Source organism: Gordonia ajococcus (assembly GCF_012974285.1).
Taxonomy (GTDB): domain Bacteria; phylum Actinomycetota; class Actinomycetes; order Mycobacteriales; family Mycobacteriaceae; genus Gordonia; species Gordonia amicalis.
This window is the reverse complement of sequence record NZ_CP052884.1, coordinates 1,784,822-1,808,156: the sequence shown is the minus strand read 5'-3', so window position 1 is coordinate 1,808,156 and position 23,335 is coordinate 1,784,822. Positions and strand designations below refer to the sequence as shown.

Sequence of the window (23,335 nt, the reverse complement as noted above, 5' to 3'; positions counted from 1 at the left end):
GCTCCACCCGTGCCGATTTACGCAGCCTACGGATCCAACATGCATCCCGAGCAGATGGCGGAACGCGCGCCGCACTCGCCGATGTCGGGTACCGGATGGCTACGCGGGTGGCGCCTGACCTTCGGTGGCGGCGACATCGGTTGGGAGGGTTCCCTGGCGACGGTCACCGAGGACCGCGATGACCCCGACGCCCGTGTCTTCGTCGTCCTGTACGACGTGACGACCGAAGACGAGGAACTCCTCGACCGGTGGGAGGGTTCCGAGCTCGGCATCCACCGCAAGATCCGCGCACGCGTCGACACCGCCGACGGCCCCGTGCTGGCCTGGCTGTATGTGCTCGACGCCTACGAGGGCGGACTCCCCTCGGCCCGCTACCTCGGCGTCATGGCCGAGGCCGCGGAGATCGCCGGCGCTCCCGCCGACTACGTCCAGGACCTGCGGTTGCGCGAGTCGCGCAACGTCGGGCCCGGGCCTGGGCCCGTCGAACCCTGAGGTCCGGGGCCCGTCGAACCCTGAGGTCTTCTAGGGCGCGAACGGCGGCGTCAGTTCCGGCGGTTCGCCGGCAGCGCTGCGTGCGTTGAGTACGACCCCGGCGAGCGTGCGGACGCCGATGGCGAGGGCGCGTTCGTCCAGGTCGAAGTTGGGGGCGTGCAGGTCGACCTGCGGACCGAAACCGTCCCACACGCCGAGTCGGGCCATCGCGCCCGGAACCTGCTCGAGGTACCAGGAGAAGTCCTCGCCGCCGGGTGACTGCGGGGTGGCGGCGACGGTCTCGGGGCCGATCGCGGCGACCGCGCGTTCGAGCATGCCCACCGCGATCTCGTCGTTGACGACGGGCGGAACGCCTCTGAAGTAGGAGAGGTCGTAGCGCACGCCGAGCGGCGCGAGGAGTTCGCCGACGACGCTGCGGACCAACGGTTCCAGTGCCGCCCAGGTGTCGTGGTCACCGGTGCGGACCGTGCCGCGCATCCGGCCTTCCTGCGGGATGGCGTTGGCGGCGCTCCCGGCATTGGCCGCACCCCACACCATCACCGTGCCCGATCGGGGGTCGACGCGCCGCGAGAGCACGCCGGGCAGTCCGGTGATCACGGTGCCCATCGCGTAGATCAGGTCGCCGGTCAGGTGCGGGCGGGAGGTGTGTCCGCCTGCGGAGTGGAGTTGCAGGTCGATGTGGTCGGCCGCCGACGTCAGCGGACCCGATCGCAGGCCGACGGTGCCGACGGGCAGACGCGGATCGCAGTGCAGCGCGAAGATGCGCCCGAGCCCGCTGGTCACCCCGGCTTCGATGGCGTCGAGCGCGCCACCGGGCATGACCTCCTCGGCTGCCTGGAAGATCAGCCGGACACCCACGGGCAGCGGACCGGCCGAGGCCAGGAGTTTGGCCACGCCGATCAGGATCGCCGTGTGGGCGTCGTGTCCGCAGGAGTGAGACGCGCCCTCGACGGTCGAGGTGAACGGGAGGCCGGTGTGTTCGGTGACCGGCAGGGCGTCCATGTCGGCGCGCAGACCGATCCGCGGTTCACCGGAGGGACCGAGGTCGCAGACGACGCCGGTGCCCAGCGGGAGCCGGCGAGGGTCGAGACCGGCGGCCGACAGTTCGGCCATCACCAGCTCGGTGGTGCGCACCTCCTGCCGGGACAGCTCGGGATGTGCGTGGATGTCGCGCCGCCACGCGATGAGCTCGGGGCCGTGGGCGGCCAGCCACGCGTCGATGATGCGCGACGCGTCGGGGAGTCTGTCCGCCGTCACGCCGGTCACGACAGGACCCCTGCCGGAGTCGGAACGGCGAGGTCGTCGAGCAGTGGTCCGCGCAGGCCTCGTTTGATCAGGGCGAGGTTGGGGCCGGCCGTCGCCGCGCGCGAAGCGGCGACCTCGGCGGCGCGGGCGGTCAGCCGCTCCGCCTCGACCGCCTCGTCGACGATCCCCGCCGCGGCGGCCTCGGCGGCGCCGTACCGCCGGCTGGTGTACATCGCCTCGGTCGCGGCCCGATCGGTGAGCCGCGTGCGCAGGAGTGTCGACATGCCGCGGGTGAAGGGCATGTTCAACGCGGCCTCGGGCAGGGACCAGAAACCACGTTCGGTGCGCATCAGCACATGGTCGGTACAGAGGGCGAGCATGGCGCCGGCACCGAACGCGTGGCCGTTGATCGCGGCGACGGTCGGGACGGGGAGCGTGAGGATCGTGGCGTACAGCGAGTGCACGCGGTCGAGGTATGCGGGCAGTTGATCCGGCGCGGCGACGATGTGGTCGGTGTCGAGCCCGTTGGTGAAGAACTTGCCGGTCGCGGTCAGCACCAGTGGGCGGCTCGGGTCGGCGCTCACCTCACCGAGCAGTCGTTCCACCTCGTCGATCCATTCCAGACGGAAGCGGTTCTCGGGGTTCGACTCGTCGAGTTCGGCGCCTGTGGCCCCGAGCTGGAGTTCGACGACCTCCCCGACCTCGTTGAGATATGGCATGGCCTGACCCTATCGCCCCGTGACGAGTCCCCTCCGGGCACGGCCGTCGCACGATGCCGCGGTGCCGCACCGGCGTCGGGGTCACCGTTTAGGGTTGGCGCATGGATCCCACTGCCGACGCCGACGCCGCAGCCATCGTCGCGGCCGCCACCATCGCCGCCGAGACCGACGCCGCCGCACACGATGTGGCCGTGATCCTCGGCTCCGGGTGGGCGCCGGCGGCCGACGCGTTCGGCGCACCGATCCGTTCGTTGCCGATGTCCTCGATCCCCGGCGTCACCCCGCCCGCGGCCGCCGGTCACGGCGGAGTGATCCACTCGGTCCGCGTCGGCGACCGCCGAGTCCTCTTGATCCTCGGCCGGATTCACGCCTACGAGGGCCACGATCTCGCACGCGTCGTGCACCCGGTACGTACCGCGGCCGCGGCCGGCGTCCACACGGTCGTGCTCACCAACGCGGCCGGCGGGCTGCGCGAGGACATGTCGGTGGGTCAGCCGGTCCTGATCTCCGACCACCTCAATCTGACGGCTCGTTCTCCGCTGGTCGGCGCACAGTTCGTCGACCTCGTCGACGCCTACTCTCCGCGGTTGCGGGAGATCGCCCGTCGCGTGGACCCGTCGTTCGCGGAGGGTGTCTACGCCGGTCTGCCCGGACCGCACTACGAGACCCCGGCCGAGATCCGGATGCTCCGCACGCTCGGAGCCGACCTGGTCGGCATGTCGACCGTGCACGAGACGATCGCGGCCCGGGCGGCCGGACTCGAGGTTCTCGGGATCTCGCTGGTAACCAATCTGGCCGCCGGGATCACCGGCGAACCCCTCAGCCACACCGAGGTGCTCGACGTCGGGCGTGCGTCGGCGACACGCATGGGTGAGCTGCTCGCCCAGATCATCGGCGAGCTGTAGAACCGATCCCGACGCCGAATCCTCACCCGAGTAGTCCCGACAGATCTCGAGGAGCACCATGACCTATCCACCCGACGGTTCCGGCGGTTACCCGCCTGGCGGGTACCCGGGCGCCTATGGGGCGGGTGGCTATCCGCAGGGTCCGCCACCGCAACCGCCGCGCTCGCCCTGGACGTCGCCCGCGGTCCTGGTGGCGATCGGCGCCGGTGTCCTGCTGGTGGTGGCGGGGGTGCTCGCCGCATTTCTCCTGATCCCGTCGGACGAGGAGTCCGCCGACACGACCGCCGCGACCACCACCACCCCGGAGCCCGCGACGATCACGAGCACCGTCACCCGGTCCCCGACACCTCCCCGGACGACCGTCACGACGACCCAGTCACCGGTGCCGAACCGTCCGACCCCGACCGTGACGGGTGCCGACTGGCAGGGGTTCGTCACCGGTCCGCGCTGCAACGCGGCCGACGACCCGGCCGTCGCGATCGGTCAGACCTCACGGTCCCGCGTGGTCATTTGCCAGGTCGGGAACCAGACGGGTCGCTGGTACTACAAGGGCCAGGCACCCGAGGGCGGCATCGAGCTGCAGTTCCCGACCCGCGTCGGCAACACCTTCGAGGCGCGCAACGGAGCGGTCCGCTATCTGGTGTCCCCCGCGAGTCTCACCATCGTCGAGGGCGGTTCGGTGCTGACGAACGAACCGATGCTCGCCTACTGGTCGCTGCCCGGCTGAACCGCTCGCGACCGGCCGCCACCCTCGGCACGAACCCCGTCAGCGCGGCCCGAACTGACGATCGCCGGCGTCGCCGAGCCCCGGCACGATGTAGTTGACATCGTTGAGTCCCTCGTCGATCGCCGCCACGACCAGTCGGCACGGATGGCCCGACTCCTCCAGAAGGGCCACGCCCTGCGGCGCCGCGACGACGCAGACCGCGGTGATGTCGGTGGCGTTGCGCGCGACGAGCAGTTCGATCGTGTGCAGCATCGACCCTCCGGTCGCGAGCATCGGATCGAGCACGAAGACCGGAAGTCCGGAGAGGTCCTCGGGCAGCGACTCGAGATACGGCACCGGTTGTGCGGTCTCCTCGTCGCGGGCGATGCCCACGAAGCCGACCCGGGACTCGGGCACCATCGCATGCGCCTGCTCGACCATTCCCAGACCCGCTCGCAGGACCGGCACGAGCAGCGGCGGCGTCGCCAGACGCGATCCGGTGTACGGGACCAGCGGCGTCTTGATCTGTATGTCGACACGCGGCGCACCGGCCAGCGCCTCATAGATGAGCATCTGGGTGAGATCCGACAGCGCCGCACGGAATCCGGCGTTGTCGGTGGTCTCGTCTCGCATCGTCGTCAGACGCGCGGCGGCCAGGGGATGATCGACGATCAGGCGTTCCATGGCGACCAGAGTATTTCCTGGGTCCGTCCGCATGCGCAGTGCGTGCCGTGAGCCGCGTCGGGTGTCCGATGGAACCGAACAGGCGTCCGCCGCGTCAGAATCCCATGAGCCCGCGATCCACGACCTCATCCGCCGCCCTCACGCCTCCCGACCACACCCCGGGTACCACACTGCGGACGGATTCCGCGGCACTGCAAGACTTTTCGTCAGCCCACAGTGCCGGCGGCGCTCTGCTCGGTGATCGTGCCGGTGACGAAGCGGCACTGGTCGACCTCGCGATCACGTTCGGGATCATCGGCGCGGAGTTCCTCGCCGCGGTGGTCGAGTTCCTGCAGATCCACCGGCGCAGCATCGAGACGACCGCGGCACGTCAGGAACAACTGGCGTCGGCCACCCGGCGCGCCGACGAAGGCTACCTCGACTGCGACTGCGCGGCCGCCGACCGGGAGTTCACCCTGTGATGCCCGGTGTAGAGCTCTTCATCGAACCGTTGCGCCTGCTCGTCGGCGCACTCGGCACCGGCGTCCTGGCGCCGGGCAATCCGGCACAGACGATCCGGTCCGCCGCGTCGGCCGTCGACGCCGCGCGCCGTGGGTCGGTGGCGGCCACCGAAGCCGTCCGCCCGCATTGGGAGGGGTCCGGCGCGGACGCCGCCACCGACGCGGCCGTCGGACTGCAGCAGAGCATGGGCGCGCTGACGGGTGACGCCGACGAATTCGCCCGCCTCGTCGAGAGCGCCGGGAGCAAGGTCCGGTCGGCGTCGACCCAACTCGGCGCCCTGGTGGATTCGCTCGAACGTCGTGCCCGCGCGTTCGGGAGCGAATTGTTCACGCCGGCCGGACTGCTGACGATGCTGCCGGTGGCGGCCGAGCACCTCGGACGCGGCCTCGAGATCGTCTCCCGCACACGCGCCGACCTCCGCTCCGACACCGACGCGATGGCTTCCCTGGGCCGACGGATCGCGCCCGCCGCGGTCACGACCGCCGCACCGCCGGGCGAGCGGCATTCGGAATCCCCGGCATCCGGACGCGTGCCGATCACCCTCCCCGACGGTTCGGTGGCGTACGCGCCCGACGAGCGAGCGGCGAAAGCCGTCCGGGCGGCGTTGAGTCAGCGTGGTGTTCCCTATGTCTGGGGCGGGACGACGCCCGCCGGATTCGACTGCAGCGGTTTCACGCGCTGGGCGTATCGGCAGGCCGGCCTCGAACTCCCCCGCCTGGCCCAGGATCAGGACACCGCCGGATTCCGCGTGTCCCGGGCGCAATTACAGCCGGGCGATCTCGCCGTGTGGTCCGGCCACGTGGCGATGTACATCGGCAACGATCAGATGATCGAGGCCGGCGATCCGGTGGGTGTCTCACCGGTTCGGACCGCCAATCTGGACCAGACCTTCGAGGGATTCTTCCGGCCGCGGTGACGATGCGGCGCGAGTACCGTTCGGCGTCTGTGGGGGCACTACTGGATCCACGGCGATCAATCGCTAGGCTGTGTCCCCATGGCCGGAGACATCGTCCCGATTGAGCTCGGACTCACCGACGGAAACAGCTTCACCCTGTGGGCACCCCGCTGGCGGGAGGGTGACGACGAGTGGGAGGCGTTCCTCGGTCTCGACGAGGATCTCTACGTCTTGCCCGGCGTCGCCGAACTCGCGGCCTTCATCCGCACCAACGACGACAACGACCTCGTCGAGCATCCGGCGTGGCCGACCATCGTCGGCGTGCAGGCCGACGAGCTGGTGCCGGACGAGCGCCACACCTACGACCTGGTGGGCGTGCCGGAGCTGGCCGCCGAGGACCCGACCCCTGAGGTCATCGCCGAACTCGAGGACGCACTCGAGATCGTGCGCATCCTGGGTGAGGTCTGCGAGCTGACCGCGATCACGAAGTTCTTCAACGGCAACCCGATCCTGGGTGCGGTCACGACCGGCACGCGCAACTTCGAGGGCCGCGAGGGCCTCGACCTGTGGGTGCGCATCGGACGTCTCATCGCGAAGCACTGGGACGACGTCCTCGACGCGATCGACGAGGTCATCACCACGCCGAAGGTCGACGCCAAGGCCGTGGAGACCGCCGAAGCCGAACTCGAGGCCGCCGCCTCCGCGGAGGACGAGGACGAGCCGGAAGACGACGACGACATCGAGATCGTCGAGTCCGCGGACGACGAGGCCGAGGACGAAGACGACGAAGACGAAGAAGATGAGGACGACGATTACGACGACGACGATTTCTGGGCGTCGGTCGGCATCGACCCGATCAAGATCGTCACGCGCGGCAACGAGTACCTGACGCTGCGCTGCTACCTCGGCGACGACCCGGTCTTCCTCGGCGCCAAGGGCAAGATCTTCGTGTTCACCTCGGCGCGGGCACTCTCCCGCTTCCTCGCCGACGACAACAGCCATGACCTGTCCGACCTGTCGACGTTCGAGGACATCCGCACCGAGGCGACCAACGGCTCGCTCGAGTTCGACGTCATCGACGACAACGTGTACGTGCTGCCCGGTCTCGCCGAGGACATCGCCGACGGCCCGCGCCGCATGGACCGCGACCAGCTCGACCTGGCCGTCGAACTGTTCAGCGACGCAGCCGACTACGCCGGCGACGACACCGTCAACGAGGCACTGGGATCGTCCACCCCCCTCGGCTGGTTCGTCGACTACACCGTCAACCCCGACCCGAAGCGGATGGCCCCGAGCGGACCGTTCGACAACGAGGCCGAGGCGTGGCGCGCACTCGAGCACGACTTCGAGAACCGGCTCGTCAAGAAGGGCTGATCCGCCGCCGGCCGAGTAGGCCCGAGGGGGTACCCGAGGGCCGTCATCCCCGCCGGCCGAGTAGGCCCGAGGGGTTACCCGAGGGCCGTATCGAGGTCACCCCAGCAGCACCGCGTAGCCCGGCTTGATCACGTCGTCGATGAACGCCAGACGTTCGTCGAAGTGGATGAACGCCGACTTCATCGCGTTGACCGTGAATCGCTCGAAATCGGCCCAGCCGTAACCGAACTGATCGGCCAGCAGTCCGAACTCCTTGCTCATCGTGGTGTCACCCATGAGCCGGTTGTCGGTGTTCACCGTGACGCGGAACCGGAGTCGGGCCAGCACGTTGAACGGATGCTCGGCGAGTGACGCGACCGCGCCGGTCTGCACATTCGAACTCGGGCACAGCTCGAGCGGAATCCGCTTGTCGCGCACGACGTTCGCGATCAGGCCGAGCTTCGCGCCGGCGAAGGAATGGGCGGCGAGGTCAACGCCTTCGGGGAGTTCGATGTCGTCGAAGACCCGCACGCCGTGCCCGAGACGGTCGGTGCCGCAGAAGCCGATGGCCTCGTGGATCGACGGCAGGCCGAACGCCTCGCCCGCGTGGATGGTGAACGGCGCACTGTTCGCCCGCATGTACTCGAAAGCATCGAGATGACGGGTCGGCGGGTGGCCGGCCTCGGCGCCCGCGATGTCGAAGCCGACGACGCCGCGCTCGCGGTAGCGCACCGCGAGCTCGGCGATCTCCCGCGACCGTGCCGCGTGACGCATGGCGGTGACCAGACATCGCACGCTGATGCGCTTTCCACGGTCGGCGACGATCCGCTCGCCGTCGGCGAAGCCACGCAGAACCGCTTCGACGACCTCGTCGAGCGTGAGCCCGGCCTCGAGATGCTGTTCGGGTGCGTAGCGGACCTCGGCGTACACGACGTTGTCGTCGGCAAGGTCCTCCACACACTCACGCGCCACCCGTTCGAGAGCATCGGCGGTCTGCATGACGGCGACGGTGTGGGTGAAGGTCTCCAGATAGCGCTCGAGGGACCCGCTGTCGGCGGCCTCGCGGAACCAACGCGCGAGCCCGGCCGCGTCGTCGACCGGCAGCCCGTCGTAACCGACCTCGTGCGCGAGTTCCAGGACGGTCGCCGGCCGCAGCCCGCCGTCGAGATGATCGTGGAGAAGCACCTTGGGCGCGAGGGTGAGGTGCGCCGGATCCAGCGTCGTCATCTTCTGAACCTAACGGAATCGATGATCAGCGGCCGGTCGCCGGCGCCGCGCCTGTCGGTGTCCCCGTCCTCGATCCGCACCGCACCGTCGAGGCTCGAGCGCGCGCCGGCGATCCGTTCCTCATCCTGGGTGTGCAACGTGAACAGCGGTTGACCGGCGCGGATGGGATCGCCGGGTTTGGCGTGGATGATGACACCCGCCTCGGCCGAGACCGATTCCCCCGGTTTCGACCGTCCGCCGCCCAGCCGCCACGCGGCGTCCCCGACCGCGCGCGCGTCCATACCCGCCACGATGCCGTCGCGATCGGCGGTGACCACGTCCTGGTGCCGGGCGACCGGCAGCGGAACATCCGGGTCGCCACCCTGCGCGGCGATCATCGACCGCCAGGAGTCCATCGCCCGGCCGTTGGCGAGGTGCGATGCCGGGTCGGCGTCGGGCAGACCCGCGGCGTCGAGCATCTCCCGGGCCAGTGCCAGGGTCAGTTCGACGACGTCGGCCGGCCCACCGCCGCCGAGCACCTCGACCGACTCGGCGACCTCGACCGCATTGCCGACCGCCAGGCCCAGCGGAACGCTCATGTCGGTGATCAGCGCCCGGGTGTCGACCCCCGCGTCGTGTCCGAGTTCGACCATCGTCGACGCCAGTTCACGCGCATCGGATTCGTCGGGCAGGAAGGCGCCCGAGCCGGTTTTCACGTCGAGGACAAGGGCTCCGGTGCCCTCGGCGATCTTCTTGCTCATGATCGAGGTCGCCAGCAGCGGGATGGACTCGACCGTCCCGGTGACATCACGGAGCGCGTAGAGCTTACGGTCGGCGGGAGCGAGATCCGCGCCCGCGGCACAGATGACCGCACCCACCCGCTCGAGCTGGGCGAACATCTCCTCGGTGCTCACCTCGGCCCGCCAGCCGGGGATGGATTCCAGCTTGTCCAGGGTGCCGCCGGTATGACCCAGGCCGCGGCCGGACAGCTGCGGAACCGCGACTCCGAAGGATGCGACCAGAGGCGTCAGGGGCAGCGTGATCTTGTCCCCGACGCCGCCCGTGGAGTGTTTGTCGACGGTGGTGAGGGGACGTCCGTCGCGGCGAAGGCCGGTCAGATCCATCCGGCGTCCGCTGTCGATCATCGCCCGGGTCCAGGTCGCGATCTCCCGCCGGTTCATGCCGCGCAGGTAGATGGCCATCAACAGCGACGACATCTGTTCCGGCGCGACCTCGCCGCGCGTGTAGCCGTCGACCACCCAGGCGATCTGCGCGTCGCTGAGCTCGAAGCCCCCACGCTTGGTGGCGATCACCGAGACGGCGTGGATGACCTCGTCGCTCGCAGCCTCGAGCGAGGAGGTCACGAGACGACCTCCGCGATGTCGTCGGGACCGAACGCGTCCGGCAGGAGGTCGGAGAGCGGACGCGGACCGGCGGGGTGGTCGACGAGGAGTTCGTGGCCTCCGTGCTCGAGGAGGACCTGCCGGCACCGCCCGCACGGCATCAGGATCTTCCCGGAGGCATCGGTGACCGTCACCGCACGCAGGGACCGGTCACCCTGTGAGATCAGCTGCGCGACCAGCGCGACCTCGGCACAGATACCCAGGCCGTATGAGACATTTTCCACATTGCAGCCGGCCACGACACGCCCCTCGGAGGTGACGCCCGCCGCCCCCACCGGGTAGTGCGAGTACGGCGCGTAGGCACGGGACAACATTTCAGTTGCACTGTGTCGCAGGACATTCCACGGTATTTCGGTATGCACGCCCACCTCCTGGCAAATGGTGTAACCAACCGGACATGCGCAATTCATCGCCGCCAAAGCTTGGGTAAGGCAAACCTAAGTCGTAATGTCTTGTGCCTCAGATCGGTTCGGGCAATTTATCACCGCAATGGGCATGGGTTTAGAGTCTCTTGTCATGGGTCCATGGTCGAGTCGGAGCATGCCGATTCGACGCGTCCATCGACGATGTTGGAGGCCACTTTTCCGATGAGCACCTCGACCGAAGTCGCACCTGACCCGGTGCGTCGACGTTCCCTGTACCGCGGCGACCCGGGCATGTGGTCCTGGGTCCTGCACCGCATCACAGGCGTCACCATCTTCTTCTTCTTGTTCGTACACGTGTTGGACACCGCGGTCATCCGCGTCGATCCCAACCAGTACGACGAGATCATCGAAACCTACAAGACCCCGATCATCGGTCTCATGGAGATCGCCCTGGTCGCGTGCGTCCTGTTCCACGCCTTCAACGGCGTGCGCCTGATCCTGGTGGACTTCTGGGCCAAGGGCCCCAAGTACCAGCGTCAGATGCTGTGGGTCGCCATGACCCTGTTCGTCGTCGTGTTCGCCGCCGGCGCCGTCCGCCTGCTGCAGATCATGTTCAGCCACCTGTAGGAGACACCAGAGATGACCACCTCGGAAGCCACCGGTGTCGCGAAGACCCTTGGCAAGGAACACGACCGTCCGGCCAGCCTGGACAACCCTCGTTCGCCCCGCAAGCCCAAGGGCGGGAACTTCGAGAAGAACGCATGGATGTTCATGCGCTTCTCCGGCCTGATCCTCGTCTTCCTGACGATCGGCCACATGTTCATCATGCTCGCCTGGGACGGCGGTGTGCACCGCATCGACGCCTCGTTCGTCGCCGCGCGGTGGAGCTCCCCCGGCTGGCAGATCTGGGACCTGACCATGCTGTGGTTGGCCCAGCTGCACGGCGGCAACGGTGTCCGCACCGTCATCGGCGACTACTCGCGCAAGGACTCGACCCGCTTCTGGCTCAACGTGCTGCTGGCCGTGTCGATGATCCTGACCCTCGTGCTGGGCACCTACGCGATCCTCACCTTCGACGTCAACAGCGTCGGCTAAAGGAGACCAACAACATGCAGGAACACCGCTACGACGTCGTCATCGTGGGCGCCGGCGGCGCCGGGATGCGCGCGGCGATCGAATCCGCACCGCGCGCCCGCACCGCGGTTCTGACCAAGCTCTACCCCACCCGCAGCCACACCGGCGCGGCTCAGGGCGGCATGTGCGCCGCGCTGGCCAACGTCGAGGAGGACAACTGGGAGTGGCACACCTTCGACACCGTCAAGGGTGGTGACTACCTCGCCGATCAGGACGCCGTCGAGATCATGGCCAAGGAGGCCATCGACGCGGTGCTCGATCTGGAGAAGATGGGTCTGCCGTTCAACCGGACCCCCGAGGGCAAGATCGACCAGCGTCGATTCGGCGGGCACACCCGCGACCACGGCAAGTCGCCCGTGCGTCGTGCCTGCTACGCCGCCGACCGCACCGGTCACATGATCCTGCAGACGCTGTACCAGAACTGCGTCAAACACGACGTCGAGTTCTTCAACGAGTTCTACGCCCTCGACATCTGCCTCACCGAGAACGAAGACGGCGAGCAGGTCGCCACCGGCGTCGTCGCCTACGAACTCGCCACCGGCGAGATCCACGTCTTCCACGCCAAGTCGATCGTCTTCGCGACCGGCGGCTCGGGCCGCATGTACAAGACGACGTCCAACGCCCACACCCTCACCGGTGACGGCATGGGCATCATCTTCCGCAAGGGCCTGCCCCTCGAGGACATGGAGTTCCACCAGTTCCATCCGACGGGCCTGGCCGGCCTCGGCATCCTCATCTCGGAGGCCGTGCGCGGTGAGGGCGGCATCCTGCGCAACGCCGACGGCGAGCGCTTCATGGAGCGTTACGCCCCCACCATCAAGGACCTCGCGCCCCGCGACATCGTCGCCCGCTCGATGGTTCTCGAGGTACTGGAGGGCCGCGGTGCCGGACCGAACAAGGACTACGTCTACATCGACGTGACCCACCTCGGCGAGGACGTCCTCAACGAGAAGCTCCCCGACATCACCGAGTTCGCGCGCACCTACCTCGGCGTCGACCCGGTCACCGAGTACGTGCCGGTGTTCCCGACCTGCCACTACGTCATGGGTGGCATCCCGACCAACGTCGACGGTCAGGTGCTGCGCAACAACGACGAGGTCGTGCACGGTCTGTACGCCGCCGGTGAATGTGCCTGCGTGTCGGTGCACGGAGCCAACCGCCTCGGCACCAACTCGCTGCTCGACATCAACGTCTTCGGTCGCCGCGCCGGTATCGCCGCCGTCGAGTACGCCAACAACGCGGAGTTCGCCGACCTCCCGGAGAAGCCGACCGAGATGGTCGACGGCTGGCTGGAACTGCTCCTGTCCGAGCACGGCCACGAGCGCGTCGCCGACATCCGGACCGAGCTGCAGGCGTCGATGGACGCGAACGCCTCGGTGTTCCGGACCGAGGAGACCCTCAAGCAGGCGCTGACCGACATCCACGCGCTCAAGGAGCGGTACGCCCAGATCAAGGTCCACGACAAGGGCAAGCGTTTCAACAGCGATCTCCTCGAGGCCATCGAGCTGGGCTTCCTGCTCGAGATGGCCGAGGTCACCGTGGTCGGCGCACTCAACCGCAAGGAATCGCGTGGCGGCCATGCACGCGAGGACTACCCCGATCGTGACGACGTGAACTACATGCGTCACACCATGGCCTACAAGAAGGGCACCGACCTTCTCTCGGACATCGAGCTGGACTACAAGCCCGTGGTGCAGACCCGTTACGAGCCGATGGAGCGTAAGTACTGATGACATCTGTTCTGGACAAGCCCGCACCCTCCTCCGACGAGCCGCCGCTGCCCCCGGTGCCCGACGAGGCCACCATGGTCACGCTCAAGATCTTCCGGTTCAACCCGGAGAATCCGGACGCCCAGGGCTTCGAGAGCTTCCGCGTCCCGGCGCTGCCGACCGACCGTCTGCTCAACCTGCTGCTGTACGTGAAGGGCTACCTCGACGGCACCCTGACGTTCCGCCGCAGCTGCGCACACGGCGTGTGTGGTTCCGACGCGATGCGCATCAACGGCGTCAACCGTCTGGCCTGCAAGCTCCTGATGAAGGACATGCTCCCCAAGGACAAGTCCAAGGAGATCACCATCACCGTGGAGCCCATCAAGGGTCTTCCGGTGGAGAAGGATCTCGTGGTCAACATGGAGCCGTTCTTCGACGCGTACCGCGCGATCAAGCCGTTCCTGATCACCTCGGGCAACGAGCCCACCCGTGAGCGCATCCAGAGCCAGAGCGACCGCGCCCGCTTCGACGACACCACCAAGTGCATCCTCTGTGCGTGCTGCACCACGAGCTGCCCGGTGTTCTGGACCGAGGGTTCCTACTTCGGCCCCGCCGCGATCGTCAACGCGCACCGCTTCATCTTCGACAGCCGTGACGAGGGCGCCGTCGAGCGTCTCGACATCCTCAACGACGTCGACGGTGTGTGGCGCTGCCGCACCACCTTCAACTGCACCGACGCATGCCCCCGTGGCATCCAGGTCACGCAGGCGATCTCGGAGGTCAAGCGCGCACTGATGTTCTCGCGCTAGAGGATTCAACGCTTTTCTCTGCAGCCCGGCAACGGCCCGCACCGATTTCGGTGCGGGCCGTTGCTCATCCGGGCGCCCTGCCGTGGAAGACGCCCGCGACGATCGAGTCCACCAGCTCCGCCTCCTCCTCGGGCGCGGCGGGCCACAGCAGCATCGTGAGCACCGACCGGATGGCGAACCGCGCGGCGACGGTGTCCTCGGGGTCGATGCCGATGAGTTCCGCGGCCACGGCCAGCACCGTCGGCGACGCGAGCACGGTCGGGGTCGACGCAATGAGGTTCGCCGGACGGAGGAACTGGCGGATCACCCGGTCCCCGCGCAGTGCGCGGAGCGCAGCGGTGATCGCGATCCGCGCACGCTCCACGCCTGCGGTGCCCGCCGCCTCGTGGCGGATCGACTCCAGGACCGGGGCGGCGGTCGACGACAACACCGCCTCGACGAGCGCCGTGCGGCCACCGGCATGGCGGTAGATCGTCGCGCGCGAGCAGTGCGCGCGACGAGCCAGTTCGTCGACGCTGAACGCCTCGAGTCCACGCGCGGCGATGAGCGCGGCGGCATGGGAGACGAGCCGCCTTCGTGCCGCCTCACCACGATCGTCGCCCACGAGCCAGTCCGACATCCCACTCCCTCCGTCGCCGATTCTCATCATGAGACAGATAACCCCTCCGTGAGGCCCTTTTCACCCAGGTCAGGCCCCATCTGTGAGACACGGCGACCCGCAACGGCAGACCCCGCGTATCGACTTCGTAGGAATCGTTGCCCCCTGCATGCCGGTCGGCGACGCTGAGAGAATGCTCGCACTCGACGATCCCGCCTTCCTGTCGCGCTTCCACAGCGGATTCCCGGTCCAGCGGATCGGCGACTCCCCGTTCTTCGCCGTCGGCTCCTGGGAACTCATCGCCGACGTGGTGCGCCGACCTCAGGAGTTCTCGTCGAACCTGACCGCCACCATGGTCTGCCACGAGGACGGGTCGGTCTCGGAGTTCCCGGTGGCCGGCCTCGGCGACGCGATGCACGTACTGGCGACCGCGGACGGTCCACGGCACCGGCTCCACCGGTCGCTGGTCATGCCGTCACTGACGCCGGCACGTATCCGTGCGATGGAGCCCTATGTCGCCGAGGTGGTGGACACCGCGTGGACCGAGGGACTGAACGGGAACACGATCGACTGGACGATAGCGCCCCTTGGGGTGGTGGACTTCGGACCGGCGTGAGCCACGCGTTGTGATCAACGAGTCGTGGTGAATGTTAGGCGATTTGGCGTGTTTCGTCGACTGTTTCGGTGGCTTGATGTTTGGCGGCGATGACTTTGCGAAGTTCGGCCATGCTGATGTCGGAGAGGTAGCGGCGGGTGACTTGCCACTCGTCGTGGGCCTCGATCACGACCGCGGTCGCCAACCGCAGGAACGCGGCGGGGTTGGGGAAGATCTCGACGACATCGGCACGGCGTTTGATCTCCTTGTTGAGCCGTTCGATGGGATTGTTGGACCAGATCTTCTGCCAGTGCGCGTGTGGGAACGCGGTGAACGCGAGCACGTCGGGTTTGGCATCGGCCATCATCGCCGCCACCTTCGGGAACGACGATTCCAGGGTGTCGGCGACCTGGTCCCACTGCGCGGCGACCTCGGCGGGCTCGGTGTGAGCGAAGATGGTCTTGACCGCCGCGGTCACCACGGGTGCCTGTTTTGCTGACACCGCACCGTGCAGGTTCCGCATGAAGTGAACCCGGCATCGCTGCCACGATGAGCCGGTGAACTGTTGGGCCACAGCGGCTTTCAATCCGGCGTGGGCATCGGAGATGACCAGATGCACCCCAGACAGACCCCGCGCTTTGAGGGAGGCGAGGAATTCACGCCAGAACTCGAAGGACTCCGAGTCGCCGACTGCGGTACCCAACACTTCACGGGTGCCGTCGATCGACACTCCCGTCGCCACGACCAACGCTTGCGACACCACGTGGGCACCGACGCGAACCTTGCAGAAAGTGGCATCGGCGAACACGTACGGGAACTCGGTGTGGGTCAGCGAGCGCTCGCGGAACGCGGCCACTTCCTGGTCGAGGCCGGCGCAGATGCGGGAGACTTCGGACTTGGAGATGCCCGAGGACACGCCGAGGGCGTTGACGAGGTCATCGACCGAGCGCGTGGACACGCCGTGGACGTAGGCCTCCATCACCACTGCGTGCAGTGCTTTGTCGATGCGTCTGCGTCGTTCGAGCAGGCTCGGGAAGAACGACCCGGATCGTAGCTTGGGGATCTTGACCTCGACATCACCCGAGGTCGTTGACACGGTCTTGGTGCGGTGGCCGTTACGGTGAGTCGAGCGTTCCGCGGAACGCTCATAGCGGCCGGCACCGATTTTCTCGCTGGCCTCGGCCTCGATCAGGGCTTGTAGGCCCGCTCGGATCAACTCGGCGAACACCGCGCCGGAATCAGCGGCCGTAAGTGCATCGAGCTGGGCGAGCAAGGCAGAATGATCGTGGGTCATCGCGTCGTGTGTCCTTCTGTTGAGTCACTGGGTAGGTAACTCACTGACCACTACGCGATGGCCCGCCTCAACAGGGGCACCGACACGCAACGTGACGGCCTCACCCCAGCCCCGAAACCCCACCACACCAGGGGACTCACCCGACTGGACAACCGCTGTCGCACAACGTGTCCCGATAACGGTGGTCACCGAACTGCTCGGTCTCTCACACGACGACGTCGGCGATCTCGCCCACTGGGCGGGCGCAACCAATGTGCTGATCGACGGCGTCATCACCCCCGGTCAGCTCACCACCGCGACCACCGCGGTCGCCGAGCTCACCGCCTACCTCGGCGAAGCGCTCGATCGGGCGCGCGACGACGACCGGGCAGGCACGCCGGGACGAGGCGTACTTGCCGACATCGCGTCGGCCGTCTCCCGTGAGGACCTGGATCGCCCGTCTGCGGTGATGATCCTCCTGCAACTGGTCGCGGCGGGCTCCGACTCCACCGTCAGCCTCCTGACCAGCGCCGTCCGGATGCTCACGCAGTATGCCGACGTCGCCGCGCGACTCCGTCGCGATCCCGGGCTCATCCCGGCCTTCGTCGAGGAGACACTGCGCCTGGATTCCCCCTTCCGCGGCCACTTCCGGCATGTCGTGACAGACACCACCCTCGGCGACACCCACCTTGCGGCCGGCTCCCACGTCTATCTCATGTGGCGCGCGGCCAACCGTGATCCCGAGCATTTCGACGCCCCGCCGACCTTCGACCTCGACCGTACTACCGCCCGGTCGGGACACGGCTCGCACCTGGCATTCGGCAAAGGACTCCATCTGTGCGTCGGTGCCGCCCTGGCCCGCCTGCAGGGCCGCCTGGCGATCAACCGATTGCTCAGCGCCACAACGGATTTTCGGCAGACCGCGGCGATGGAGCTGACACTCGTTCGGTGAACCGTGGAACCGCCCGGCGTTCGGCTGCGTCCAACGAGAACCCAACCAGCCCGCCGAACGGAGCGCCGACGTGGTCCGAGTCCTGTACTTCCGCCTTCTACTCACCGTCCTGGTCAGCACAGCGCTGTGCCTGGCGGTCTTCTCACCCGCAACGGCGTCGCCTCCGGACGAGCCGGACACCCACCGGATCACGATCACCTTCACCTCCGACCGGCAACTCAACGGTGCCGCCGTGTGGTTCGACGCCGACGGCCGGCTGCGAACGCAAACCGACGTCCCGCTCGCACATCAGGACGGCCGGACGAAGCTGTGGTCGGCGACCCTGGTGTACACGAGACCTTCGCCGCGCGAACCACTCGATGCGCTATTCCAATCCAGCGGAACCTTTTCCAGATGTGAGATCCGGGTCGACGCCGTTCTCGTGGCCGACGACACGGTACGCGGACCGCACCCGACGAGCAGGTGCCGACCACGCAATTGAGCCGGGTTTCGAACTTACCGAGAGGAACCGGAACGGAGAATCGTACGCTGGCTCTCGTCATGGATACGTGAGCGGAGAACGGGCATGTCGGAGCGCATCGAGGCCGGATCGGTCGGAGCCGACGCGGGCACGTCCGGCATCATCGAGAACCCGGGAAGCAAGGGACTTCGGGCCGGATCGATCGGGCTGATGGGAAACGTCATCATCGGCTTGTCCGCTGTCGCACCGGCTTACAGCCTTGCCGCCACCCTCGGCTACGTGGTCGACAACGTTCGCGACAAGGCACCGGCGATGTTCGTCCTCGCGTTCATCCCGATGCTGCTCGTGGCCTTCGCCTATCGCGAGCTGTCCCGCGACACCCCCGACTGCGGCACCACCTTCACTTGGGGCACAAAGGCTTTCGGTCCATGGATCGGCTGGATCGGCGGCTGGGGTCTCGCGGTTTCGGCGATCATCGTGCTCGCCAATGTCTCCGAGATCGCCGCGCTGTACCTGTTCCGGTTCCTCGGCCTGGACGGTCTGGCCGACAGCTCGATCGCGAAGATCCTGCTCGGGAGTGTCTTCATCATCGGGATGACCTGGATCAGCATCCGCGGCATCGTGATCAGCGAACGCATGCAGGCGATCCTGATGTTCATCCAGTTCGCGGTGCTCATCGTCGCGAGCGTGATCGCCCTGGTCAAAGCGGGCACGGGCCGGGCCGGAGCGCAAGCGATCGACCCCGAGTTGTCGTGGTTGTGGCCGGACGGCCTCGATCAGTCGCAGATCGCGGCGGCGGTGATCCTGTGCATCTTCATCTACTGGGGATGGGATGCGTGCCTCGCCATCAGCGAGGAGACCAAGGACCCCGACAAGACCCCGGGACGCGCCGCCGTGCTCACCTGTCTGATCCTGGTCGCGACCTACGTGCTCGTCGCCTACGCCGTCCAGTCGTTCGCCGGCTTCGGCGACACCGGGATCGGACTGGGGAACGAGGCGAACGCCGAGGACGTGCTGACCATCCTCGGCGATCCGGTGGCGGGTGCGGTCATGTCCTCGGCACTGCTGTTGACCGTCTGCGTCTCCGCATTGTCCTCGACCCAGTCCACAATCCTGCCCACCGCACGGAGCAGCCTTTCGATGGCCGTCTACAAGGCGCTCCCCGACAGGTTCGCCTCCATCCATCCGCGCTACATGACGCCGGCCTTCGGTACCGCCGCGATGGGCGCCGCGGCGCTCACCTTCTACCTGGTCCTGTCATTGCTCAGCCAGGACACGCTCGCCGACTCCATCTCCTCCCTCGGACTGGCGGTGGCGTTCTACTACGGGATCACCGCCTTTGCCTGCGTCTGGTACTTCCGGTCGACCCTGTTCGGCTCCGCCCGGAACTTCTTCCTGCGCGGCCTTCTCCCACTCCTCGGCGGAGTCGCGATGGCGGCGGCCTTCATCCGTTCGGCGATCGACATGATCTCGCCGGACTACGGCGCCACCTCGGTCGGCGGTATCGGAGGTGTCTTCGTGCTCGGCGTGGGCATGCTGGTCCTCGGCATCCCCCTGATGCTGGCCTGCATCGCCCACAACAGTGACTTCTTCCGGGGCAGGACACTGACCGCGACCACCGAGGTGAAGGTTCCCGATGTCCACTGACGCGACCGTGCCCCGGCCCGAGTCGGAGACCCCCGACGAGGAGACCAGACCCCCGACCACTCCGCGGCTCACGGTCGGATACCTCGCGACGCCTTCCGGCGCCGACGGTGTCGTCCTGGCCGTGGCGCTCGCACGCGTCACCGGGGCGACGATCGACCTGGTGTGCGTGGTACGGCCGGTCCCCTACGACGGCCGGCCCGGTCTCGCCCAGTATCAGCAGCGCATCGAGGCGCAGGCCGCCGAATGGCTCCGCGAGGGGGCTGCACTCATCCCCGCGGGGTTCCCCCATCGCACCGTCGTCACGGTCGACGACTCCTTCGCCGGCGGGCTCGCATCGCACGCGCTCGCGACGCAGGCCAGCATGATCGTCGTCGGCGGCACCGGCGACGGTCTGCTGCGTCGCCACACCCTCGGCACCGTCAGCAACGAACTCGTCCACTCGTCGCCGGTTCCGGTCGCCCTGGCACCACGCGGATATGCCGACCGGGTCGATGCGGTCCTCGACACGGTGACCGTCGCTGTGCCGGTGAAGCCCGGCACCGACAATCCGCTCCCGTTCGCCGAGAAACTCGCCGAACGCGCCAAACTCGACCTCCGGCTGCTGTCCCTGGTCTCCCTCGAGTCCCCCTTCGACGACGACTCGTCGCGTGACGCGCGGACCGCGCAGATCGCCGTCGCGCGTGAACTTCTCGACAAGACCCGCGCCGAGGTGAACGCCGAACTCGCCGTCGATGTCCTCGTCGCCGACGGCGCCACTGTCGACGAGGCACTCGCCAACCTGCCGTGGGACGCCAACGACATCGTCGCCGTCGGTTCCGGACACCTGGGATCGTCCAACCGGGTCTTCCTCGGCAGCACCGCCTCACGCATCCTCCGGTGGACGACGGCACCGGTCATCGTGGTCCCCAAGAACAGCTGAGAACCAGATCTGCCGAGCAGGAACGGGTCAGCTGTCGAAACCCAAGCCGACCTTGTCCAGCAGCGTGAGCCACGCACCCCGACGGCCGTTCCGGCGTTCGCTGCGCGCGATCTGATGCCGGGTGAGGGTGATGCCGGCCCACCGAACCGGCTCCGGTGGGAACGGTAACGGCTTGCGGCGCACCATCTCCAGCGCGGTCCGTTCGGTCTGCCGACCGTCGACGAGGTCGAGTGCGGTCGCGGCCGCGAAATGCGAGGCACCGACGCCGAGACCGGTGAAACCCACCGCCGTCACCACGTGCCCGTCGTGGGAGGTGTCCCAGAAGGCGCAGAACCTCGAGCAGGTGTCGATCACCCCGCCCCACGTGTGCGTCGCGGTGATCCCCTCGAGTTGCGGGAACATCTGCAGCAGGTGCTCGCCGACGTCGCGACCACGACCCGGCCGGCGCGCGCCTGTCCGTATCCCGTTCGGGCGCAGACCTTGCCCGACGAACCATGGCCCGACGAACCGCCGGACAGTCCCAGTACCTCGGTCTCCTCGTGGATCCGTACCCCGAGCCGTTCCGCGGCGTCGGCGAGACCGAAAGCGAGTTTGGCCGGATCGATCAGCATGACCTCGGGGTCGTAGAGGGCGCCACGGACCATGGGCGAGTCGACGCGTTCCCGCGCCGCGGACGCGTCGAGCAGCACGAGCTCCTCGCCGAGCGCCCGGCCCGCGGCCGCGGTCTCGGCGAGTGCGTCGTACTGCCATCCGGTGGTGGCGAGGTCGAGTTCTCCGGTGCGCTCGACGTCGGCGTCGATGCCCAGGCGGGTCAGCGTGCTCTCGATGGCGTCGAGTGTCTCGCGCCCCATGCGCAGCAGCGTCGGCATCTCGTCGCGGAAACGCTGCAGACCGTTGCCTAGTCCGTGCGTGAGGCTCGCGGCACAGAAGCCGCCGTTGCGTCCGGACGCGTGTTCGGCGATCCGTTCGCGTTCGACGAGCACGATCGTCCGAGACGGATCCCGTTCCGCCGCTTGGACCGCGGTCCACAGCCCGGTGAGGCCACCGCCGATCACCAGCAGGTCGGCGGTGACCTCACCGACGAGTCGGGGCCGCGGTTCCGGACGGAGATCCCGATCGAGCCAGTAGGGACGGGCCGCGGCCTGCGCGACCATCTCGACGCCCCGGGAGGTCGGCTCGCGGGCCCACGTTCCGGTCGTCACACCGACCGACCATTCAGGGCGAAGACCGTTCGGTGCCATTGCTTTTCGGCGACGCCGTGGATGTCACTCATGACGTGCTTGATCAGCAGGTACTCGTCGAGGGAGTAGGTCGACATGTCCTTGCCGAAGCCGGAGGCGCCGTACCCGCCGTGCGGCATTTCGCTGATGATCGGGATGTGATCGTTGATCCAGACACAACCGGCGTGGATCTCGCGCGACGCCCGCTGTGCGCGATAGACGTCGCGCGTCCACGCCGACGCGGCGAGGCCGTACGGGGTGTCGTTGGCGCGACGGATCGCGTCGTCGTCGCCGGCGAAGTGGCTGACCGTGAGCACCGGTCCGAACACCTCCTCGCGGTAGATCTCCGAGTCCTCCGTGACATCGGCGACGAGCGTGGGCGGGTAGAAGGCGCCCCGACCGTCGGGCACCGCGCCGCCGGTGACCACCGGGCCCCGGCTGCCCGGGCGCGCTCCACCATCCCGGCCACCTTCTCGCGGTGCCGTCGCGAGATGAGCGAGCCCAGATCGGTGGCGGGGTCGGTCGGATCGCCGATGACGACGCGCGACATGAGGTCCGCGACGCCGTCGACGAATTCGTCGTAGAGCGTGGGGGCGACGATCGCCCGGGTCGCCGCGGTGCAGTCCTGTCCGCCGTTGATGATCGAGGCCGCGACCGCACCGTGGATCGCTGCCTGCAGGTCGGCGTCGTCGAAGACGACGAACGGCGCCTTGCCGCCGAGTTCGAGCTGGACCCGTGCCCCGGTGGCGGCGGCCTGCGTCATCACCTGCCGGCCGACCGCGCTCGACCCGGTGAAGGTCACCATGTCGACGCCGGGATGTCCGGCCAGGTGTGCGCCGGCATCCGGACCGGTGCCGACGATGATGTTGAGAACGCCGTCGGGCAGTCCGGCCTCGGTGGCGATGCGGGCCATCGTCAGCGTCGTCAGCGGCGTGATCTCGGCCGGCTTCAGGACCACCGCGCAACCGGCGGCGAGTGCCGGGATGACCTTCCACACCGCCATCTGCAGCGGGTAGTTCCAGGGCGTGATGGTGCCGATGACGCCGACGGGTTCACGGCGGATCGACGAGGTGTGGTCGCCCGAGTACTCCGCACTCGCCTTGCCCTCGAGATTGCGTGCGACACCGGCGAAGAACTCGATGTTGTCGATCGATCCGGGGACGTCGAACTCGGTCGCGAGCCGGATCGGCTTGCCGGTGTGCGCGACCTCTTCGGCGATCAACACCTCGGACTGCGCCGCCAGCGCTCCGGCCAACGCGAGCAGGACACCCGCCCGTTCGGCCGGGGTGGCACGTCCCCAGGCCGGCTGCGCGGCGCGGGCACTCGCGATCGCGGCATCGACATCGCCGCGACCTGCGAGTTTCACAGTCGCAACCGGCTGATCCGTGGCAGGATTGACCACGATGCGATCGGCACCGGTCGAGTGATGTGGCTTACCGTTGATCCAGCCGGACGGGATGCTGGTTGGTGAGGACATACCCCCAGATCCTACCGTTGCCGTTGCGGATTCACGCGCCGAAACCGGACTTCAGTACGGTTTCCGTC

Annotated in this window: 21 protein-coding genes and 4 pseudogenes; 15 read left to right on the top strand and 10 right to left on the bottom strand. The window is 68.0% G+C overall.

Features of this window, described 5'->3' with window-relative positions; translation table 11 throughout:
- Positions 1-9 precede the first annotated feature (9 nt).
- On the top strand, positions 10-492 hold the full coding sequence (locus GAA2_RS08320; protein WP_006434525.1) for a gamma-glutamylcyclotransferase: 483 nt from the start codon (positions 10-12) through the stop codon (positions 490-492).
- A 30-nt stretch (positions 493-522) separates the two neighbouring features.
- Here the strand turns inward: GAA2_RS08320 and GAA2_RS08315 are convergent, their stop codons facing one another.
- Together GAA2_RS08315 and GAA2_RS08310 are read right to left on the bottom strand one after the other, a co-directional pair.
- Positions 523-1,758 (bottom strand): amidohydrolase, encoded by a 1,236-nt coding sequence (locus GAA2_RS08315; protein WP_024497225.1) that lies wholly within the window; start codon positions 1,756-1,758, stop codon positions 523-525.
- Entirely contained in the window at positions 1,755-2,456 is a 702-nt protein-coding gene (locus GAA2_RS08310) for an enoyl-CoA hydratase/isomerase family protein (RefSeq protein WP_024497224.1), read from the bottom strand. The genes GAA2_RS08315 and GAA2_RS08310 overlap by 4 nt, the downstream gene beginning before the upstream one ends.
- A 101-nt stretch (positions 2,457-2,557) precedes the next feature.
- Between GAA2_RS08310 and GAA2_RS08305 the strand changes: the two genes are divergently transcribed.
- Both GAA2_RS08305 and GAA2_RS08300 read left to right on the top strand, forming a co-directional pair.
- Complete coding sequence (locus GAA2_RS08305; protein ID WP_024497223.1) at positions 2,558-3,361, top strand: purine-nucleoside phosphorylase; 804 nt, start codon at positions 2,558-2,560, stop codon at positions 3,359-3,361.
- Positions 3,362-3,419: 58 nt separating this feature from the next.
- Entirely contained in the window at positions 3,420-4,088 is a 669-nt protein-coding gene (locus tag GAA2_RS08300) for a hypothetical protein (RefSeq protein WP_024497222.1), read from the top strand.
- Between the two features lie 39 nt (positions 4,089-4,127).
- Here GAA2_RS08300 and upp read toward each other — a convergent pair whose 3' ends face one another.
- A complete protein-coding gene (gene upp, locus GAA2_RS08295) occupies positions 4,128-4,751 on the bottom strand; it encodes a uracil phosphoribosyltransferase (protein WP_035760054.1) in 624 nt (207 codons plus the stop codon).
- Positions 4,752-4,855: 104 nt separating this feature from the next.
- Here upp and GAA2_RS08290 point away from each other — a divergent pair, with 104 nt between their 5' ends.
- The 3 genes from GAA2_RS08290 (at position 4,856) to GAA2_RS08280 (ending at position 7,521) form a co-directional block, all read left to right on the top strand.
- Positions 4,856-5,212, top strand: a complete 357-nt coding sequence (locus tag GAA2_RS08290) for a type VII secretion target (protein ID WP_024497220.1) — start codon at positions 4,856-4,858, stop codon at positions 5,210-5,212.
- The gene (locus tag GAA2_RS08285) at positions 5,212-6,168 is read left to right on the top strand and encodes a C40 family peptidase (RefSeq protein ID WP_024497219.1); all 957 of its coding nucleotides are present in this window, start codon (positions 5,212-5,214) and stop codon (positions 6,166-6,168) included. Before GAA2_RS08290 ends, GAA2_RS08285 begins: the two co-directional genes overlap by 1 nt.
- A 78-nt stretch (positions 6,169-6,246) precedes the next feature.
- Positions 6,247-7,521, top strand: a complete 1,275-nt coding sequence (locus GAA2_RS08280; RefSeq protein WP_024497218.1) for a hypothetical protein — start codon at positions 6,247-6,249, stop codon at positions 7,519-7,521.
- A gap of 96 nt (positions 7,522-7,617) precedes the next feature.
- Here GAA2_RS08280 and GAA2_RS08275 read toward each other — a convergent pair whose 3' ends face one another.
- From GAA2_RS08275 to GAA2_RS08265, 3 genes are read right to left on the bottom strand one after another with little or no spacing between them, the layout of a single operon-like run.
- The gene (locus tag GAA2_RS08275) at positions 7,618-8,727 is read right to left on the bottom strand and encodes an adenosine deaminase (protein WP_024497217.1); all 1,110 of its coding nucleotides are present in this window, start codon (positions 8,725-8,727) and stop codon (positions 7,618-7,620) included.
- A complete protein-coding gene (locus tag GAA2_RS08270) occupies positions 8,724-10,070 on the bottom strand; it encodes a thymidine phosphorylase (RefSeq protein ID WP_024497216.1) in 1,347 nt (448 codons plus the stop codon). Before GAA2_RS08270 ends, GAA2_RS08275 begins: the two co-directional genes overlap by 4 nt.
- Positions 10,067-10,471 (bottom strand): cytidine deaminase, encoded by a 405-nt coding sequence (locus GAA2_RS08265; RefSeq protein ID WP_024497215.1) that lies wholly within the window; start codon positions 10,469-10,471, stop codon positions 10,067-10,069. Before GAA2_RS08265 ends, GAA2_RS08270 begins: the two co-directional genes overlap by 4 nt.
- A 225-nt stretch (positions 10,472-10,696) precedes the next feature.
- Here GAA2_RS08265 and sdhC point away from each other — a divergent pair, with 225 nt between their 5' ends.
- Genes sdhC through GAA2_RS08245 form a run of 4 tightly spaced genes read left to right on the top strand, consistent with a single transcriptional unit; the run spans position 10,697 to position 14,126 of the window.
- Complete coding sequence (gene sdhC, locus GAA2_RS08260; protein ID WP_051349539.1) at positions 10,697-11,101, top strand: succinate dehydrogenase, cytochrome b556 subunit; 405 nt, start codon at positions 10,697-10,699, stop codon at positions 11,099-11,101.
- A gap of 12 nt (positions 11,102-11,113) precedes the next feature.
- Entirely contained in the window at positions 11,114-11,569 is a 456-nt protein-coding gene (locus GAA2_RS08255; RefSeq protein WP_024497213.1) for a succinate dehydrogenase hydrophobic membrane anchor subunit, read from the top strand.
- Between the two features lie 14 nt (positions 11,570-11,583).
- Entirely contained in the window at positions 11,584-13,338 is a 1,755-nt protein-coding gene (sdhA, locus tag GAA2_RS08250; RefSeq protein WP_191834890.1) for a succinate dehydrogenase flavoprotein subunit, read from the top strand.
- Complete coding sequence (locus GAA2_RS08245) at positions 13,338-14,126, top strand: succinate dehydrogenase iron-sulfur subunit (RefSeq protein ID WP_024497211.1); 789 nt, start codon at positions 13,338-13,340, stop codon at positions 14,124-14,126. Before sdhA ends, GAA2_RS08245 begins: the two co-directional genes overlap by 1 nt.
- A gap of 64 nt (positions 14,127-14,190) precedes the next feature.
- On the opposite strand, the gene GAA2_RS08240 is transcribed toward GAA2_RS08245, so the two are convergent.
- Positions 14,191-14,745, bottom strand: a complete 555-nt coding sequence (locus GAA2_RS08240) for a TetR/AcrR family transcriptional regulator (RefSeq protein ID WP_024497210.1) — start codon at positions 14,743-14,745, stop codon at positions 14,191-14,193.
- A gap of 172 nt (positions 14,746-14,917) precedes the next feature.
- Here GAA2_RS08240 and GAA2_RS08235 point away from each other — a divergent pair.
- Positions 14,918-15,307: pseudogene (locus GAA2_RS08235) on the top strand (cytochrome P450); the annotation flags it as partial.
- 67 nt (positions 15,308-15,374) lie between these two features.
- Here GAA2_RS08235 and GAA2_RS08230 read toward each other — a convergent pair.
- On the bottom strand, positions 15,375-16,613 hold the full coding sequence (locus tag GAA2_RS08230) for an IS256 family transposase (RefSeq protein ID WP_159405424.1): 1,239 nt from the start codon (positions 16,611-16,613) through the stop codon (positions 15,375-15,377).
- A gap of 133 nt (positions 16,614-16,746) precedes the next feature.
- On the opposite strand from GAA2_RS08230, the pseudogene GAA2_RS08225 reads away from it, so the two are divergent.
- The 4 genes and pseudogenes from GAA2_RS08225 to GAA2_RS08210 all read left to right on the top strand — a co-directional run.
- Positions 16,747-17,544: pseudogene (locus tag GAA2_RS08225) on the top strand (cytochrome P450); the annotation flags it as partial.
- A 70-nt stretch (positions 17,545-17,614) separates the two neighbouring features.
- Positions 17,615-18,025: a hypothetical protein gene (locus GAA2_RS08220; RefSeq protein WP_024497208.1), complete on the top strand. Its 411-nt coding sequence runs from the start codon at positions 17,615-17,617 to the stop codon at positions 18,023-18,025.
- 84 nt (positions 18,026-18,109) lie between these two features.
- Positions 18,110-19,651: an APC family permease gene (locus GAA2_RS08215; protein ID WP_024497207.1), complete on the top strand. Its 1,542-nt coding sequence runs from the start codon at positions 18,110-18,112 to the stop codon at positions 19,649-19,651.
- Positions 19,641-20,570: a universal stress protein gene (locus tag GAA2_RS08210; RefSeq protein WP_024497206.1), complete on the top strand. Its 930-nt coding sequence runs from the start codon at positions 19,641-19,643 to the stop codon at positions 20,568-20,570. Before GAA2_RS08215 ends, GAA2_RS08210 begins: the two co-directional genes overlap by 11 nt.
- A gap of 27 nt (positions 20,571-20,597) precedes the next feature.
- On the opposite strand, the pseudogene GAA2_RS08205 reads toward GAA2_RS08210, so the two are convergent.
- A pseudogene (locus GAA2_RS08205) lies at positions 20,598-21,772 on the bottom strand (NAD(P)/FAD-dependent oxidoreductase).
- Positions 21,769-23,267: pseudogene (locus GAA2_RS08200) on the bottom strand (gamma-aminobutyraldehyde dehydrogenase). Before GAA2_RS08200 ends, GAA2_RS08205 begins: the two co-directional pseudogenes overlap by 4 nt.
- Positions 23,268-23,335: the final 68 nt, after the last annotated feature.

Bases quoted from the DNA above. Each gene is read 5' to 3' on its own strand.
- GAA2_RS08310 (WP_024497224.1), bottom strand. From the start codon at position 2,456: ATGCCATATCTCAACGAGGTCGGGGAGGTCGTCGAACTCCAGCTCGGG.
- GAA2_RS08305 (WP_024497223.1), top strand. From the start codon at position 2,558: ATGGATCCCACTGCCGACGCCGACGCCGCAGCCATCGTCGCGGCCGCC.
- GAA2_RS08300 (WP_024497222.1), top strand. From the start codon at position 3,420: ATGACCTATCCACCCGACGGTTCCGGCGGTTACCCGCCTGGCGGGTAC.
- upp (WP_035760054.1), bottom strand. From the start codon at position 4,751: ATGGAACGCCTGATCGTCGATCATCCCCTGGCCGCCGCGCGTCTGACG.
- GAA2_RS08290 (WP_024497220.1), top strand. From the start codon at position 4,856: ATGAGCCCGCGATCCACGACCTCATCCGCCGCCCTCACGCCTCCCGAC.
- GAA2_RS08285 (WP_024497219.1), top strand. From the start codon at position 5,212: ATGCCCGGTGTAGAGCTCTTCATCGAACCGTTGCGCCTGCTCGTCGGC.
- GAA2_RS08280 (WP_024497218.1), top strand. From the start codon at position 6,247: ATGGCCGGAGACATCGTCCCGATTGAGCTCGGACTCACCGACGGAAAC.
- GAA2_RS08275 (WP_024497217.1), bottom strand. From the start codon at position 8,727: ATGACGACGCTGGATCCGGCGCACCTCACCCTCGCGCCCAAGGTGCTT.
- sdhC (WP_051349539.1), top strand. From the start codon at position 10,697: ATGAGCACCTCGACCGAAGTCGCACCTGACCCGGTGCGTCGACGTTCC.
- GAA2_RS08255 (WP_024497213.1), top strand. From the start codon at position 11,114: ATGACCACCTCGGAAGCCACCGGTGTCGCGAAGACCCTTGGCAAGGAA.
- sdhA (WP_191834890.1), top strand. From the start codon at position 11,584: ATGCAGGAACACCGCTACGACGTCGTCATCGTGGGCGCCGGCGGCGCC.
- GAA2_RS08245 (WP_024497211.1), top strand. From the start codon at position 13,338: ATGACATCTGTTCTGGACAAGCCCGCACCCTCCTCCGACGAGCCGCCG.
- GAA2_RS08240 (WP_024497210.1), bottom strand. From the start codon at position 14,745: ATGTCGGACTGGCTCGTGGGCGACGATCGTGGTGAGGCGGCACGAAGG.
- GAA2_RS08230 (WP_159405424.1), bottom strand. From the start codon at position 16,613: ATGACCCACGATCATTCTGCCTTGCTCGCCCAGCTCGATGCACTTACG.
- GAA2_RS08215 (WP_024497207.1), top strand. From the start codon at position 18,110: ATGTCGGAGCGCATCGAGGCCGGATCGGTCGGAGCCGACGCGGGCACG.
- GAA2_RS08210 (WP_024497206.1), top strand. From the start codon at position 19,641: ATGTCCACTGACGCGACCGTGCCCCGGCCCGAGTCGGAGACCCCCGAC.